The sequence below is a fragment of the Sorangium sp. So ce327 genome (assembly GCF_051530205.1).
In the GTDB taxonomy this organism is placed as follows: domain Bacteria; phylum Myxococcota_A; class Polyangia; order Polyangiales; family Polyangiaceae; genus Sorangium; species Sorangium cellulosum_B.
Genome location: NZ_CP150330.1, coordinates 10,149,702 through 10,165,490, shown reverse-complemented (window position 1 = coordinate 10,165,490; position 15,789 = coordinate 10,149,702). Strand labels below are relative to the sequence as shown.

3 protein-coding genes and 1 pseudogene are annotated in these 15,789 nt (G+C 69.7%); 3 read left to right on the top strand and 1 reads right to left on the bottom strand.

The features are described from left to right. Nucleotides 1-448 precede the first annotated feature (448 nt). Complete coding sequence (locus WME95_RS38050; protein ID WP_437904199.1) at nt 449-1,261, bottom strand: hypothetical protein; 813 nt, start codon at nt 1,259-1,261, stop codon at nt 449-451. A 374-nt stretch (nt 1,262-1,635) separates the two neighbouring features. On the opposite strand from WME95_RS38050, the gene WME95_RS38045 reads away from it, so the two are divergent. The 3 genes and pseudogenes from WME95_RS38045 to WME95_RS38035 all read left to right on the top strand — a co-directional run. Then, on the top strand, nt 1,636-12,231 hold the full coding sequence (locus WME95_RS38045) for a SpvB/TcaC N-terminal domain-containing protein (protein ID WP_437904198.1): 10,596 nt from the start codon (nt 1,636-1,638) through the stop codon (nt 12,229-12,231). 297 nt (nt 12,232-12,528) lie between these two features. Beyond that, a complete protein-coding gene (locus WME95_RS38040) occupies nt 12,529-12,666 on the top strand; it encodes a hypothetical protein (protein WP_437904197.1) in 138 nt (45 codons plus the stop codon). Nucleotides 12,667-12,802: 136 nt separating this feature from the next. Then, nucleotides 12,803-13,813, top strand: a pseudogene (locus WME95_RS38035) (toxin TcdB middle/N-terminal domain-containing protein); the annotation flags it as partial. Nucleotides 13,814-15,789 lie beyond the last annotated feature (1,976 nt).

Sequence of the window (15,789 nt, the reverse complement as noted above, 5' to 3'; positions counted from 1 at the left end):
GCGCTCCTTGAAGGAGACCAGAAGGGCCTCGGTGAAGACGGCCAAGATGTGGCGGGCATTGGTGATGAGCGTGGCGGTGCGCATCAGCACATCTGTGAACGCGCTGCGCGCGCGGCTGTTGGCGGGGGGTGAGCGAGGCGGCGCGGGCGCTGCTGGGCCTTCCGGCGGTATGTCCGACATGGGGAAGTGCCTGCTGGCCGATGCGCCCGGGGAGGTCCGACATGGGGAAGTGCCTGCTGGCCGATGCGCCCGGGGAGGTCCGACATGGGCGGGCGCCTGCTCCGTCTCGGCTCCCGGGATGTCGCGACATGGGCGGGTGCCTCGCCGAGCAGGCCGCCGGGGATATCAGACATCGGCGGGTGCCTCGCCGAGCAGGCTGCCGGGTGTGTCGGACATCGACGGGTGCCTCGCCGCTCACGCCCCCGGCATGTCGCCGCGAGCGGTCCGGCTACAGCTCGGGATCGGCGCTTACTACGGGCGCGGCCGGAGCTGACGCGCTGGGCACCGTCGGCGGGCTGGGGGGCGTGGGCGGGGCCTGCTCGGGCGCCGCGCGCCCGCGCCCGATCCGCTCGCGATCGCTGTTGAGCTTGTCGACGTAGGCGAACAGCCGCGCCTCGTGGTCGGCCGGCAGCTTGCTGCCCTCTTCCTGGATCTCGTCCCGGAGCGCCTCCCGGAACCGCCCGAGCAGCCCGACGGCGGCGCCGCGGAGAGGGCCGGTGGCCGCGGCGTTCTCGCCCGTCGCGAGGAGCGTGGCGCGCCTGCGCAGCAGGCCATCGATGTCGTCTCCGGCGGCGACGAACGCCTTCACCCAGTCGTGCAGGGTCCCTCCGCCGGGGGTCGCGGCGGCCTTCAGCTCCGCCTTGAGCCGGGTCAGCTCGGGCCGGTTGTCGAGCGCCGCCGATGCCTCGTCGGCGTACGGGGCGCGGAGCACGTCGAGCTTCGGGACGAACGCCTGCTGCGCGGTCGCCGCCGCTTCCTTGAGCGCCGCCGGCAAGGCGGGGTGCGCCTCGACGGCCTTGCACAGGAAGAAGACGGCCGCCCCGAGGCCGTCGTGCCGGGCGTCTGCCTCGGCGAGCTCCCTGGCGAGCGGCGCCTGCGTGCCCGCGGCGTCGGGGATCGCGTCGATCTCCTTCTGCTTCGCCCTGAGCCGCGGCTCATACAGCTTGCCTGTCGCCGACAGGCGCAGCTCATCGGCCTTGTCGGTCAAGAGATCGCGCAGCGCGAGCTTCAGGTCCCCTATCGTGAGATTGCGCAAGGTCACCTCCGTGAACGGCGTGATCGGCCACCCCCACGCCGCACGGGCGGTCGAGAGGGCGAGCCAAGGAGTGTTGCTTGAGCGTCACAGGATAATGAACTTCTCCGCACCCGGTAGTCCGAATTCGATGGCTCAGAGGTGCAGCGCCTTCGGGTGCGCTGAAATCGTGCTGGGAACCGGCCGAGTTTGGCGCCTTTCGTGGCGAGACCGCCCCGTCTGTTATCGTCTGTAATTGCTATTTACGATGCCGTTTGCTCCCTTCGCGCCCGCGGAGGCAAGCGATGACGTCCGGGTGGATGAGACGGGTATGGCGGCGGTGCGCGGGTTGCGTTCTCTTGCTCATGGTGGTGAGCGCGCCCCTCGGTGCGTGGGCTCAAGCGTTGACGCTGCGCCGGATAGGCGATCCCTTGCGCGCGCGGCTCACCGGCGCTCGCGGCGGCGCCGAGCCCGCGGCGGCGCTCGCCGGGGACGCCGCCTTGCTCGCGAGCGCGGCAGAACCCGCAGGCGGCCCCGACGGCCTCGCCGTGGTCCCGATGGTGGCCTTGCCAGCGGACGTTCGCGCCGATGGCGCCGGCCCGGGGGTGGACCCGTGGGTCCTGTTCGACGGCCGCGGCGATACGGGGCTTCGCAGCGAGACGGGGGAGAAGGTGCGGATACGGGTCTCGTTTCCGCAGCCCACCGCGCTGGAGGCGCTCGCGCTGTACGGGCGCAGCGAGGGCGCGCTCACGGTCCGTGCGGAGGACGGCGCCGAGCTTCAGGCCGTCTCCGGCCTCGCCGACGTGCCGCTCCACGACACGGGCGAGCGCTGGACGCGCCTTCCCATGGCGGTCACGGCCCAGCACGTCGTCCTCGAGTGGCTTCCTTCGGGCGAGCGCGGGCCGCAGGAGATCCTGTTCTGGAGCGCCGGCGCGCCCACGCGCGGCCTCTCGGAGGTGGAGCTCGCCGATCGCGTGCTCGCGGGGCGGCTCGCCGGGGCTTACCAGTTCGCTGCGACGTCGGAGCGGGCCACAGTGACGCGCACGGGCGGCGAGCAATCGCTGTCGCTCCATGTGGACACCGATCCACGGGCGCTCGCGCGCGCGTTCCTCGTCTACCAGCTGGAGGGCCGCGGGCACTGGTCGAGCGTGAACCGGCAGATCAACGGCACGGCCCCGCGCGGCGGCTCCCTGGCGGCAGCGCCCGCGACCGGAGGTCTGCAAGTGGAGGAGATCGCGCCCGCGTGGCTGAGGCGCGGCGAGAACGTGGTGCGGTTCCGGCCCTCCGCGGAGCAGGAGCACGGATTCACCGTGAGCGCGCTGCGGGTGGTCGGGATCCCGCACGCCGGTGTGGTCGAGGCGCGTCCCGCTGCCGAGGCGCGCGCCCGGCCGGCCGGCGGCGAGCGCGCGCCTCGCACGGAGGCGCTGAGCCTCGATTTCGGCGCGCGCGTGGCGCCGCACGCGCTCCTCTTCCAGCTGACCAGCGCGGGCGCCGGGGAGCTCCGGATCGCGCCCAGCGAAGGAGCCGAGGGGCTGCGCTTCGACCTGAAGGACCTGCCGCCGGGCTGGCACCGGTTCGATCTCCCGCACTCAGCGAGCTGGCCGGGGGCGGCCTCCGTGCAGATCGCGCGGGCGAAGGGGAGCCACGCCGAGGTGTCGGACGTCGCCGTGGTGGCGAGCCCCGTCCCCTCCCGCGCGCGGCGGATCGCGCTGAGCACGCCGCTGCACGGCGAGTGCGCCGAGGGGAGAGCCCTTGTGCGCGGGTTCCTCGATCTGGCCGGCGAGGACGCGTCGCGAGCACGGCTGTTCGCCGGCCCGGAGCCGGTGACGCTGGGCGACGACGGCAGCTTCGAGCTCACGCTCCCGGAGCCCGAGGGGGCGAGTCACCGGGCGTGGACGGCGCGCCTCGAGGCGCGGATCGAGGACGGCACGCGCCTCGGTCGCGAGCTCGATCTCGGTCCGTGCGCCGCGGGCGCCGCCCCGAGCGGGCTCGTCGTGGACCACGGCGCGCCCTATGGCGCGGTGGTGAGCCCGGACAAGGGCGCGGTGCTCTCGTTCGCGGGCGCCACGCTCGATATCCCGCCTGACGCGCTGGAAGAGACGACGCGCATCACGATCCGCCCGCTGATGCCCGTCCAGGTGCAGCCGATGGGGCGCGCGATGCGCAATGTGACGCCCGAGGGGCGCGCGTTCCGCTTCGGCCCGCACGGGCTCAAGTTCAAGAAGCCGGTGAAGCTGACGTTGCCTGTCGACGCCGCAGCGATCCCGAGCGGCGCCAGGGCCAGGGAGATCTTCGGTTTCTACTTCGACGAGACGGTTCAGCGATGGACGAAGCTCGGGCGCGTCGAGGAGGGCGGGGCCCGGGAGCTCACGAGCCTGACGGATCACTTCACCGATTTCGTCAACGCGGCGATCTCCATGCCGGATCAGCCGGGCGCGCAGTCGTTCGATCCCAACGCGATGAAGGGGATCCAGCTCGCGAGCCCGTCTGCGGGCGTGTCGTTCATCGAGCCGCCGGAGGCGAACGGCCGGGGCACGGCGCAGCTGTCGTTCCCGATCGAGGTGCCGCCGGGCCGGCACGGCATCGCGCCGGATCTGGCGGTCACGTACGAGAGCGAGCTGGGCAATGGCTGGCTCGGCGTGGGGTGGGATCTGCGCGTCTCGGCGATCGAGATCGACACGCGGTTCGGCGTGTGGCGGTACACGGGCGACGAGCTCTACACGCTCGACGGCCAGATGCTGCGGGCCATCCCCGGTCAGCCGGGCAGGTACGAGCGGCGCGTCGAGGGCGCCTTCGATCGCATCGAGCGACTCGGGGCCGATCCCAAGAGCTTTCACTGGGTGGTCACCGACAAGGACGGCACCCGGTATACCTACGGGCAGAGCGCGGGCGCGCGTCTTACGGACCGGTCCAGCGAGGTCGGGATCTTCCGCTGGAACCTGGAGCTGGTGGAAGACACGTTCGGCAACCGGATGCGGATCTCGTACTTCAAGGACGCGCCCGAGGGCGAGGACTGGGTGCAGCTCTATCCGCAGCGGATCGATTACACGGAGCACGAGAGCGGCGTCCCTGGAGCGCACTATCACGTGGTCTTCTCCGTGGACGACGGAGCGCAGCGGAGAGACGTCGTGAGCTCGGCGCGCGCTGGCTTCGAGGTGCGGACGACGCGGAGGCTTACGCGCGTCGACGTGACCATGGGCCAGGCGCCCGATGCCGAGGAGATCATCCGGAGCTATCATTTCGCATACGACACGCCGGACGCGCGGCACCATCACAAGTCGCTGTTGAAGAGCATCGCTGTCCACGGAAACGGCGGTGAGGAGCCGCTCTACGAGCACAGCTTCGAGTACTTCGGCCTCCAGCAAGACGGCGGCGAGCTCCAGGTGTTCTCGGCGCCGACGGAGTGGAGCCGCCCCGCGGAAGGGCGCGATGGTCTCGGGGCCACGAGCTCGGTCGAAGGGGGGCTCAGCGCGTTCGTCGGCGTGGGGCCGACGGTGTGTGATCCGCACGTCGGGCTGGGGGTCTCCGTCTCGTTCGGGGCGGACGACGAGGACGTCGCGTTCACGGACATCAACGGCGACGGGCTCCCGGATTTCGTGGGCAGCAACGGCGTCTGGCTGAACTCGCTCCCGGATCGGTCGAGCGGAAACGCGTTCTCGCCGGAGAGCGTGGGCAGCACGCACCAGATCACGGCCGGCTTGCAGGGGGCGATGCACCTGTTCCAGGAGCTCGGAGGTCTCGGTCTCAACCGTGCCTGGAGCACCGCGACCGCGCAGAGCCTGCTGCTCGACATCAACGGGGATGGCTTCCCGGAGCTGCTGGATGGGAGCGGGGCGACGCTGAACCCGAACAACGCGCGGCTGGGGCCGGGCGCCCGCGGCGCCGGGTTCACGATCGACGAGGATTTCAGCGATGGCGAGCAGGTCGAGGCGCTCCGCAACGCGTTCTACCGGACCAGCGCGCTGGTGAAATGGGTGCCGCCGTACGACGGTGTCGTCATCATCGACGGCGGCGTGTCGCTGGCCGGGGGCGGCGCGGGAGACGGGGTGACGGCGTCGATCACGAAGACGACGTTGGCGCCGCGGCCGAGTGACAGGTTGCACCGCGAGCACCTGCCGCTCTGGCAGAGGGACATCGGGCCGAGCGATGCTGCGTGTGTGCCCGAGGGCGAGAGGGGGTGCGGGAGCGGCATCCGCGTCCGCGTCCGTCCGAGGGATGCGCTCTATTTCCGCGTGGACCCGAAGGAGGACATCGAGGGCGACGTCACGCGCTGGAACCCGCGCATCCGCTATACGGAGCTCTGCCCGTCGGAGCGTTGCCTGCCGCTGTTTCCGGGCGACATGACGCGCGTCGACGCGCTCGGGCGCCCGGTCTTCACCTTCACCTTCGCGGACGACTTCTCCGTGCTCGATCGGAGCGTGCCGGGCTGGGCCGCGGGGGCGGACGGGCAGGTCACCGTGCAGGCGAGCTTCGTCAGGACCGACGCGGACGATGCGTTCGATGTGCGGCTCGTGCGCCAGGACGTCGACTCGGGGCAGAGCATCGAGCTCCATCAGACCAGGGTGTCCGGCGCGCAGCTCGGCACCGAGATCGCGTGGCAGGTGTCCGTGCTTCAGGGCGACCTCCTGTTCCTGTACGCCGAGCTCGGCGAGAACGTGGTCGACCCCTCGCGCGTGCAGTACCAGGGGTTCGCCCGGTACACCGAGGTGTGCGGCCACGACGCGGATCCGGGGAGCTGCCGCGCGGTAGGGGAGTGCGCGCCCAGGTCCGGTGGTCCGTCCGGAAAGAGGGTTTGCGGGCTCGAAGCGTTGCCCGGCGACCGCGGGCCGATCTCGGTGCCCGAGGAGTCGATCGTGGCGCCCGTGCAGCTGAGCGACAGCACGACCGGCGGGACGGCGCTTTCGCTGTCGCGGGTGGCCATGCCCGAGAGCGGGCCGGTCAGCCTGCTCGGCTCCGCCTCCAAGCGAGCGACGCAGGGGCCGGTGACCCTGCGGGTGGATCGCGGGATCGAGCGGCTGTTCCGGGAGCTGCTCGGAGCGGAGGCGATCTCGCCGGCCAGGAGCGTGCCTGGCCCGAGCGATCCGGTGGTGTTCCCGGTGACGGAGGGCGAGGAGCTCGCCTTCACGAAGTTCTTCGAGAGCGCAGCAGACATGGACACATCGCTGTCGGATCCCGGAGCGTCGGTGTCGTGGCTCCCGCAGCTCGTGTTCAACGAGACGGGGACGGTGCTGGACGTGCCCGCCGTGAACGCTCGAGCGATCCCGGATGGGAAGCTGGAAGCCCGCATGGTGGGCGGGTTCCGCGGCTTCAGCTATGGCGAGTGGACGACGGAGTACCCGTTCGACGAGAACCAGCTCCGCCGGAGGCCGGAGGAGAACAGGCCGCCTTATTTCACGCGCGTCGAGCCGCACTGGGAGGGGTACCACGCGGGCTGGTCGCCGGGCGAGGCCGGGTTTCCTCTCGTGGGCAGCGTCAGCGGCCCGGTGTTCCGGGGCTCGGGCGCGGACATGTACATCCGGGCCGGGGAGCTCAAGCCGTCGCGCGTCGGCGGCATCCGGCCGGAGGACGTGGCCAACGTCCCCGGGCTGAGGAAGAGCCACAACGGCTCGGCCTCGGGGGAGCTCGCGCTCATCGGGTCGTTCCAGGTGACGACCGGGACCACCGAGTCGAAGCTGGAGCTCGTCGACCTCAACGGCGATGGGCGGCCCGATGCCGTCACGCAGGGCGGCGTGCGCGTCCAGACGTGCGGCAGCGGCGGCCGGTGCGACGGGCAGCAGCCGGGGCAGTATGGCGCCCTGACCCTCGGGGGGCCGGGGGACATCCGGGTCATCGAGACCATGAGCGCGCGGTTCGGGTTCGGCTTCGGATCCGCGGCGTCGGTGGTCGCCGAGAAGATCGAGGCGAGCGCCGAGACCAAGGAGGTGCTCAGCGTGCTGCCCTCTCTCGGCAAGAGCTGGGGCACGTCGCAGACGACGAACGACCTGCTCGACGTGAACGGCGACGGGCTTCCGGACAAGGTGAGGAGCGCGGGCGGCGTGCTTCGTGTGGCGCTGAACCTCGGCCACCGCTTCAGGGAAGAGCGCACCTGGGCGGCGATCGATCCGAGCGGCGATCCGTTCGAGCCGCTGCCGGAGGTCGACGGGGATCCGCTGACCGCGCTGAGCCGGGTCTGGTCTCCGGAGCAGCTCGAGTCGGTGCGGGTGCAGGACAACACGACGAACAGCCTGCAGGTGGGTTATGCGGGGATCGGCGGCGGCATCGCGCACACGGTGAGCCGGACGCTCGTCGACTTCGTGGACCTGAACGGTGACAGGCTGCCCGACCGGGTGATCAAGCAGCCTGGACAGGGCTACTACCGGGTCCGGCTCAACCTCGGCGACCGCTTCGGGCCCGAGGAGAGGTGGAGCGCCCCGGCGGTGAGCGGCGCGCTGCCGTGGGGCGTCGTGCTGGAGAAGGAGTTCACGAAGGAGATCAACGGCAGCAACGACGCGCTGTCGTTCTCGGAGACGACGGCGTTCAACGCGGGGTATGGCGTGCCGATCAAGATCCCGACGCCGTACGTGTGCATCGTGCTCGAGATCGCGGCGCAGCTCGGGTTGAGCGACGGACGGAGCGAGCTCGGATGGGAGGATGTCGACGGCGACGGGACGGCGGATCACGTGCTGAAGCTGAGCGAGGGGATGCTGCGCGAGAGCGACCCGGCGCTGCGGGCGCGGCTGAACCTGACGGGCAAGACCAACCGCCTGTCGCGGGTGGTCCGTCCGCTTGGCGGCAGCATCCGGCTGGACTATGCGCGTGAGGGCAACAAGGTGGCGTATGCGAGCAGCCCGGACGAGCTGAGCGTGGACATGCCCGGCAGCAAGTGGGTGCTGTCGCGGCTGGAGGTGGACGACGGCATGGGCACGCCCGCCTACGTGCACACGTTCGATTACCACCAGAGCGGGTTCTACGACCGGGCGGAGCGCGAGGACTATGGCTTCGCGCAGGTGACGGCGACGCGGGAGGACGGCTCGCAGCTCGTGACGCGTTACCACAACCAGGACTATTACCGTCGCGGGCTCGTGGCCGAGGTGATCGAGCAAGACGCCGAGGGGCGGCTGTTCAGCCGGCAGCAGGTGGCCTATCGCGCGCCCGTGGCGCAGCCGACGCTGACGGGCTCGTTCTTCCCGGCGGAAGAGCTGCGGACGATGTCGTGGTACGAGGGCAAGACGACGGACCCGAGCGCGCCTGGCAAGCAGACGAGCGAGGAGCGGGAGTGGGACGACCGCGGCAACCTCATCGAGGTGATCGAGCACGGTGAGCCAGGCACGCTGGAGGACGACGTCACGACCACGATCCACTACGTGACGTACGACGGGCCGCACGTTGTGCGGGCGGACAGCGTCGGGGTGCGCGACAGCGCGGGGACGCTGCTGCGCGAGCGCACCGCCGGGTACAACGAGGTGACCGGAGCGGTGGAGTGGATCACGAACACGGTGATCGGCGGCAGGGATCCGGCGACGGGCGCGCCGTACACGGGAGACGCATCGACGAATCCAACATGGGAGTTCTCGCACGACGCGTACGGCAACCTGGAGCAGGCGATCGATCCGCGGAGCTTCACGCTCACGTACGAGTACGACGATGTGGCGGAGACGTACCTCTCGCGGGTGGACGACTCGTTCGGATACTTCTCGGAGACGTCGTCGGACTACCGCTACGGCGCGGTCAGCGCGGTGCGGGACGTCAACGGCCATGAGGCCCACTACGACTTCGACGCGTTCGGGCGGCTGCGGGCGGTGTTCGGTCCGGACGACCCGCTGACGGCGGCGGAGGCGACGATCGCGTTCGAGTATGCGCTCCAGCCGGGGGAGAGCGTCGCCATGCCGGCGTGGGCGCGGACGCGGCACAAGGACGTGCAGCACCCGGGGGATCCGATCGACACGGTGACGTTCATCGACGGGCTGGACCGGGTGATCCAGACGAAGAAGGACCTGGAGAAGGATCCCGGGACGGGGGCCGCCCCGACCGTGGGCATGAGCGTGAGCGGCCGGGTGGTGCTGGACGAGCGGGGGCGCGTCTGGCAGCAGGGGCAGCCGGTGTTTGCGACGGGGGAGGCGACGGCGTTCGTGGACGTGGCGCTGAAGCACCCGACGACGTTCGAGTACGATGTGCTCTCGCGCGTCGTCGAGCGGAGGGAGCCGGACGAGGAGGCGGAGACCGGCGAGGCGGTGACGACGACGAGCTACGATATCGACGAGCTCGATGGCGTGGCGATGTTCGTGGCGACGGAGGTCGACCCGAAGGGGAAGGTGCGCAAGGCGTACCAGGACGTGGACAACGCGATCGTGGCGGTCGAGGAGCGCAATCGGCTGCGCGGTTCGGAGGCGTGGACGACGCTGATGACGCGGTACGGGTACAGCGCGGTCGACGAGCTCGTGCGGGTGACGGACACGCGCGGGAACGTGACGACGGCTGCGTACGACACGCTGGGGCGGATGGTGACGCTGACGAGCCCGGACATGGGGCGCACGGAGTGGCGCTACGACCGGTCGGGCAACGTCGGGGCGCGGCAGACGGCGAAGCTCTTGGCGGAGGGTGCGAGCAAGCTGATCCGGTACGAGTACGACTTCAACCGGCTCAGGCGGGTGAACTACCCGGACTCGACGGACGTGACGTATGTGTACGGCGCGCCGGGCGAAGCGGGCGACGAGCACGGCAACCGGGCCGGGCGGCTGGTGGAGGAGCAGAGCGAGGCGGGGAAGAGGACGTTCTCCTATGATCGGCAGGGGAACGTGGCGAAGCTGGCGACGGAGTTCCCCCGGCTGCGGGAGCCGCACCGGGGGCCGTACCAGGCGACGATGGAGTACGACTTCGACGCGTTCGGGCGGCTGCTGTCGCTGAAGTTCCCTGGCTCCGGTGCGGAGGTGGTGACGTACGGCTACGACCGAGGGGGCCTTGTGCGGTCGGCGGTGGGAACGAACACGCAGATCAACCCGCAGCACCCGGACGAGCCTGCGGTGACGCAGTACCTGCAGCACATCGGGTACGACGAGTTCGAGCAGCGGGTGAGGGTGGTGCACGGCAACGGGATCGCGACGTCGTATCGGTATTACGAGAAGTCGCGGCGGCTTCAGGAGATCAACGCGGACCACCGCGACCGGTACCTCGTGGAGCGCGGCCGGCCGGCGCGGGCGTTCCAGCGGATGCGGTACGAGTACGACGCAGCGGGCAACCTGGAGCGCGTTCGGAACGAGGTGCCGTACGAGCAGGACATGCCGGGCTCGGTGCTGGTGGGGCCGACGACGCACGACTACGGGTACGATGATCTGTACCAGCTGCTCTCGGCGAGCGGGACGTACCAGGACCGGAGAGACTGGCAGTACCGCTACCGGCTATCGTTCGCGTACGACGAGATCGGCAACATCCTGACGAAGGACCAGGCGAGCTACCGGTACGTGCCGCAGGCGTGCCCGACGCCGGTTCCGGCTGGGTGCGACGGATGGCGCGAGGACCACGCGATCCGGGAGCAGACGTACCGGTCGGAGTACCAGTATACGGGCCCGCAGCCGCATGCGCCGAAGCGCATCGACGAGCACCTGGTGGCGGAGTCGATGCCGTGGCCGCGGGAGATGCGGTATGACGGGAGCGGCAACCAGACCGGCTGGACGTACCGTGGCTCGGACACGCGGGTGACGGACTGGAACGAGGAGAACCGGGTCACGCGAGTCACGCAGAACGGGCAGGTGCTGTCGCGGATGCTCTACGACGGCGACGGCGAGCGGCGGGTGCACCTGCACTACGTGAGCGGCGAGGAGGAGACGGCGTACCACGACCAGCACCTGACGCTGCGGGACGGGCGGTTCGTGACGAAGCACATCTATGCGGGGCAGACGCGGATAGCGAGCAAGATGGATCCGGACTGGTTCCGTGACCCGCCGACGCTGTACTACCACCCGGACCACCTGGGCAGCACGAGCTTCGCGTCGAACAACGAGCAGACGCTGACGCAGCGGGACGAGTACTTCCCGAGCGGGGAGCTGTGGATAGACGCGTCGGACTCGCGGTACGAGCTGCGGCGAGCGTACGTGTTCACGGGGAAGGAGCTCGACCAGGCGACGGGGCTGTACTACTTCGGGGCGCGGTACTACGACCCGAGGAGCAGTGTGTGGCTGAGCCCGGATCCGATCCTGGACGAGTACATGGAGGGAGGGACGAGCGGAGGGGTGTTCAACCCGGGGAACCTCGGGCTGTACAGCTACACGCTGAACAACCCGGTGAACCTGGTCGACCCGGATGGGAGAAGTGCGCAGGGGGCGCATCGGAACTTCCCGCCTGGGGCCAATGGGTGCAGGCACCCGAGCTGCTTCAACGGGCCGGCGGGGCAAAAGTACCACCAGGAGCAGATGCTGCAGCGGATGAACGCTGGCGCTGCGGCGGCGGGTCGCACGTCTCGCGGTCTCGGGGACGGCATGCGCCGGCTGCTGTTCAGGTTCGTCATGCAGCAGCAGCAGGCTGCTCGGCCGCCGGCGCAGCCGGCAGCCGCGCCGGCGCAGCCATCAGCCGCGCCGGCGCAGCCGCCGCAGGCGGCGCAGCCAGCGAAAGGCCCGCAACCGGCGCCGGCGGCGAAGCCCCCGCAGGGGGCAGAGGCGGCGAAGGCGCCTGCGAAGCAGGCAGCACCATCTAAAGGAGCTGCAGGGGGTAGAGGCGAAGTCGCTCGACCGCCAGGAGGGGCTGCGCCAGAGCAGGTCACGCCAGGTGTTCGGCGAGTCGAAGGGTGGTATCAATCACCAAATCGCACACGGCCAGAACCGTACTCGGCTCACTATGACAAGTACGGCAGGCAGATCGGGCGAACGGACTACACGTCGCAGCCCGATCCGCGAACCCACGCTGACCCTCATCATCACATCCGCGAGTACGGACCTGGATATGGACCTCGCGGTCGAGAAACCGGCCCTCACCCCGGACCGCATCCGCTGGATCAGGGGCGGCCTATACCCGGAGGAACTCCTCAGTGAATATCGAATCCGCAAACGATCATCTATCGGGATATACCGACGTGCTTGCTCTTGAGTTCAGCTCCGAGCCTGGATCGTGGCTGTGTACCGTTTCGATTACGCTGCTCAACGGAAGTCGAGATGGGTCTAGCGTAGTGCTAACATGCTTCGACGTGAGTCAATTCTCGCTGTCCGAGTTCGGCGGAGGTCTCACGCAGCTACTCTGTCTTCGGATTCGAAGTATTGCGCACGAGGGCAGAGACCGCGCCCGCTTCGTCGTAGAGGACCTGGAAAGACAGACCATGCGGTTTGAGTGCGATGCCTTCAGTATCGCGCTGCAATGAAGGGACTCCTCGCGCGTCGTCCTCGCTCGGGTGCGTGAGCGCGTGGACGGCGGCGCTGGCCACGGGCCTCTTCGTCCTCGCGGGCGGCGAGATCCGGGCGCTGTTCCGCTAGCGGCTGGTGCTGCCGTACTGGCGCGCCAACCGCGTCGTGTGCTTCATCGTTCAGCTCACCGAGCACACGCCTGACGACCCGTGGGAGCAGGCCAAGTACAAGAAGCTCCTGATTTACTGCGGGTAGCACGGGCGGCGTGCTCCATGTGCAGCTGAACCTCGGCTACCGCTTCGGGGACGAGCGCCCTTGGGCGGCGCTCGATCCGAGCGGCGATCCGTTCGAGCCGCTGCCGGAGGTCGACGGGGACCCGCTGACCGCGCTGAGCCGGGTCTGGTCGCCGGAGCAGCTCTCGACGGTGCGGGTGCAGGACAACACGACGAACAGCCTGCAGGTGGGTTATGCGGGGATCGGTGGCGGCATCGCGCACACGGTGAGCCGGACGCTCGTCGACTTCGTGGACCTGAACGGCGACAGGCTGCCCGACCGGGTGAGCAAGCAGCCTGGACAGGGCTACTACCGGGTCCGGCTCAACCTCGGCGACCGCTTCGGGCCCGAGGAGAGGTGGAGCGCGCCGGCGGTGAGCGGCGCGCTGCCGTGGGGGGTCGTGCTGGAGAAGGAGTACACGAGGGAGATCAACGGCAGCAACGACGCGCTGTCGTTCTCCGAGACGACGGCGTTCAACGCGGGGTATGGCGTGCCGATCAAGATCCCGACGCCGTACGTGTGCATCGTGCTCGAGATCGCGGCGCAGCTCGGGTTGAGCGACGGGCGGAGCGAGCTCGCATGGGAGGACGTGGACGGCGACGGGACGGCGGATCACGTGCTGAAGCTGAGCGAGGGGATGCTGCGCGAGAGCGACCCGGCGCTGCGTGCGCGGCTGAACCTGACGGGCAAGACGAACCGGCTGTCGCGGGTGGTGCGTCCGCTTGGCGGCAGCATCCGGCTGGACTATGCGCGTGAGGGCAACAAGGTGGCGTATGCGAGCAGCCCGGACGAGCTGAGCGTGGACATGCCCGGCGGCAAGTGGGTGCTGTCGCGGGTGGAGGTGGAGGACGGCATGGGCACGCCGGCCTACGTGCACACGTTCGATTACCACCAGAGCGGTTTCTACGACCGGGCGGAGCGCGAGGACTACGGCTTCGCGCAGGTGACGGCGACGCGCGAGGACGGCTCGCAGATCGTGACGCGGTACCACAACCAGGACTATTACCGTCGCGGGCTGGTGGCCGAGGTGATCGAGCAGGACGCCGAGGGGCGGCTGTTCAGCCGGCAAGAGGTGGCCTATCGCGCGCCCGGGGCGCAGCCGACGCTGACGGGCTCGTTCTTCCCCAGGGAAGAGCTGCGGACGATGTCGTGGTACGAGGGCAAGACGACGGACCCGAGCGCGCCCGGCAAACAGACGAGCGAGGAGCGGGACTGGGACGACCGCGGCAACCTCATCGAGGTGATCGAGCACGGTGAGCCAGGCACGCTGGAGGACGACGTCACGACCACGATCCACTACGTGACGTACGACGGACCGCACATCGTGCGGGCGGACAGCGTCGAGGTGCGCGACAGGGCGGGGACGCTGCTGCGCGGGCGCACCGCCGGGTACAACGAGGTGACCGGAGCGGTCGAGTGGATCACGAGCACGGTGATCGGCGGCAAGGATCCGGCGACGGGCGCGCCGTACACGGGAGACGCATCGACGAATCCAACATGGGAGTTCTCGCACGACGCGTACGGCAATTTGGAGCAGGTGATCGAGCCGCGGGCCTTCACGCTGACGTACGAGTACGACGATGTGGCGGAGACGTACCTCTCCCGGGTGGACGACTCGTTCGGATACTTCTCGGAGACGTGGTCGGACTACCGCTACGGCGCGGTCAGCGCGGTGAGGGACGTCAACGGCCATGAGGTCCACTACGACTTCGACGCGTTCGGGCGCCTGCGGGCGGTGTTCGCTCCGGACGACCCGCTGACGGCGGCGGAGGCGACGATCACGTTCGAGTATGCGCTGGAGCCAGGGGAGAGCGTCGCCCTGCCGGCCTGGGCGCGGACGCGGCACAAGGACGTGCAGCACCCGGGGGATCCGATCGACACGGTGACGTTCATCGACGGGCTGGACCGGGTGATCCAGACGAAGAAGGACCTGGAGAAGGATCCCGGGACGGGGGCCGCTCCGATGGTGGGGATGAGCGTGAGCGGCCGGGTGGTGCTGGACGAGCGGGGGCGCGTCTGGCAGCAGGGGCAGCCGGTGTTCGCGACGGGCGAGGCGACGGCGTTCGTGGACGTGGCGCTGAAGCACCCGACGACGTTCGAGTACGACGTGCTCTCGCGCATCGTCGAGCGGAGGGAGCCGGATGAGGCGGCCGAGACCGGCGAGGCGGTGACGACGACGAGCTATGATATCGACGAGCTCGATGGCGTGGCGATGTTCGTGGCGACGGAGGTCGACCCGAAGGGGAAGGTGCGCAAGGCGTACCAGGACGTGGACAACGCGATCGTGGCGGTCGAGGAGCGCAATCGGCTGCGCGGGTCGGAGGCGTGGACGACGCTGATGACGCGGTACGGGTACAGCGCGGTCGACGAGCTCGTGCGGGTGATGGACACGCGCGGGAACGTGACGACCGCGGCGTACGACACGCTGGGGCGGATGGTGACGCTGACGAGCCCGGACATGGGGCGTACGGAGTGGCGCTACGATCGGTCGGGCAACGTCGGGGCGCGGCAGACGGCGAAGCTCTTGGCGGAAGGTGCGGGCAAGCTGATCCGGTACGAGTACGACTTCAACCGGCTCACGCGGGTGAACTACCCGGACTCGACGGACGTGACGTATGTGTACGGCGAGCCGGACGAGGCGGGCGACGAGCACGGCAACCGGGCCGGGCGGCTGGTGGAGGAGCAGAGCGAGGCGGGGAAGAGGACGTTCTGGTATGACCGGCTGGGGAACGTGGCGAAGCTGACGACGGAGTTCCCCCGGCTGCGGGAGCCGCACCGGGGCCCGTACCAGGCGACGATGGAGTACGACTTCGACGGGTTCGGGCGGCTCTTGTCGCTGAAGTTCCCTGGCTCCGGGGCGGAGGTGGTGACGTACGGCTACGACCGAGGGGGTTTGGTCCGGTCGGCCGTGGGAACGAACACGCAGATCAACCCGCAGCACCCGGACGAGCCTGCGGTGACGCAGTATCTGCAGCACAT

Coding starts and splice junctions, on each gene's coding strand:
- WME95_RS38040 (WP_437904197.1), top strand. CDS start 12,529: ATGCCTTCAGTATCGCGCTGCAATGAAGGGACTCCTCGCGCGTCGTCC.